The organism is Actinosynnema sp. NPDC023658 (assembly GCF_040639995.1).
GTDB lineage: Bacteria > Actinomycetota > Actinomycetes > Mycobacteriales > Pseudonocardiaceae > Actinosynnema.
Genome location: NZ_JBFAAX010001131.1, coordinates 1 through 1678 on the forward strand (window position 1 = coordinate 1; position 1678 = coordinate 1678).

A 1678-nucleotide genomic window follows, 5' to 3' on the forward strand; every position below is an offset into this window, starting at 1 on the left:
GGCGCCTACCAGGCGCTCGCGGAGGCCTCGCTGTCCGTGCCGGACGACGTCTCGGTGGTCTCCTTCGACGACCACCCGATCGCCGCCTGGGTGCGCCCGCGCCTCACCACCGTCGCCCTGCCGCACCACGAGCTCGGGGCGAAGGCGGTGGAGGTGCTCTTCGCGACGTCGGAGCGCCGCGTGCGCACCAAAGCCGCTCCCGTCGTCCATCGCGTCCCCATGTCCGTCGTGCCCGGCGAGTCGGTCAAGACCGTTCGCACGCCCTCGCGAGAGGATCGCGACGGCGGTCTTGTTCACGCTCACAAGACGAAACGATGAGCCGATCCCGTTCAATGGGCTGAACGGAGCAATTTCCGCGAACGAGCCGTCTAACTGCTGTTATTCGGATGGTTGACACGTGCAATCCCGGCATTATCGCGCGATCCGGCTAAAGTTAGCGCTCACAATTTTAGCTTTGACCGCACTGTCGTGACGTAGTTACATGGGCGTGACCATCAGGGCCGGTTCCGCTCCCGAGCGCGATCCGGCTCCACCGAGCGCCACCGTGGGCGCCGTCGACGATGACGTGGGGAACTCCGATGCGACGAAGCGCAGTGGCACCGACCGCGGCAGCCGTCCCCGCGCGACCCCACCGCGACCGCTCGACCCCGCGAGCCGACCCGGCGCGCGTCGTGCCGCCCGGTGGCCCCGCCACCCGGGGTGGGTCGATCGACGACCGCCTGCCGACCCCGTGACCGACGCCGCCGGCGCTGCGGTGCCGGCGGTGCCTTCGTCGAAGCGAAAGAGCCGATGATGTCCACCCCTGCACGCAGACGCCTCCTCCACCTCGCCACCGCCGCGATCGCGGCGCTGGGCGTGTTCACCGCGGTCCCCGCCGCGACCCAGGCCGCGCCCGGCAGCCCGGCGCTGACCCCGCCGATGGGCTGGAACAGCTGGAACAGCTTCGGTTGCGGCATCACCGAGGCGCAGGTCCGGCAGGCGGCCGACGCGATGGTGTCCACCGGGATGCGCGACGCCGGCTACCAGTACGTGGTGGTCGACGACTGCTGGTTCGACCCGAACCGCGACAGCTCCGGCAACCTGCGGTCCCACCCGACGAAGTTCCCCAGCGGCATGAAGGCGCTCGGTGACTACATCCACGGCAAGGGGCTGAAGTTCGGCATCTACCAGGTGCCCAACGAGAAGACCTGCGCGCAGGGCACGGGCGCGTTCCCCGGCTCCACCGGCAGCAAGGGCCACGAGGCGCAGGACGCGCGGTCGTTCGCCTCGTGGGGCGTGGACTACCTCAAGTACGACTGGTGCTCCGGCAGCGGCACCCGCGACGAGCAGGTCGCCCGGTTCACCATCATGCGCGACGCGCTGCGCGCCACCGGCCGCCCGATCGTCTACAGCATCAACCCCAACAGCTTCCACGCCATCACGGGTGACAAGTACGACTGGGGCGAGGTCGCGGACCTGTGGCGCACCACGGAGGACCTGCTCGACATCTGGCAGAACGGCAACACCAACAGCTACCCCATGGGGGTCGGCAACGTCCTCGACGTCACCGCGCCGCTGGCCGCGCAGACCGGTCCGGGCAACTGGAACGACCCCGACATGCTCGTCGTCGGCCGTCCCGGCCTGACCCTCACCGAGTCCCGCACGCACTTCGCCCTGTGGTCGCTCATGGCCTCACCCC

At 69.7% G+C, this 1678-nt stretch carries 2 protein-coding genes; both read left to right on the forward strand.

The window, feature by feature from the left end:
- On the forward strand, positions 1-318 hold a 318-nt coding region (locus AB0G02_RS38845; protein ID WP_360805103.1), incomplete at its 5' end, for a substrate-binding domain-containing protein.
- Between the two features lie 474 nt (positions 319-792).
- A partial coding sequence (locus AB0G02_RS38850) for a glycoside hydrolase family 27 protein (RefSeq protein WP_360805106.1) occupies positions 793-1678 on the forward strand: 886 nt, incomplete at its 3' end.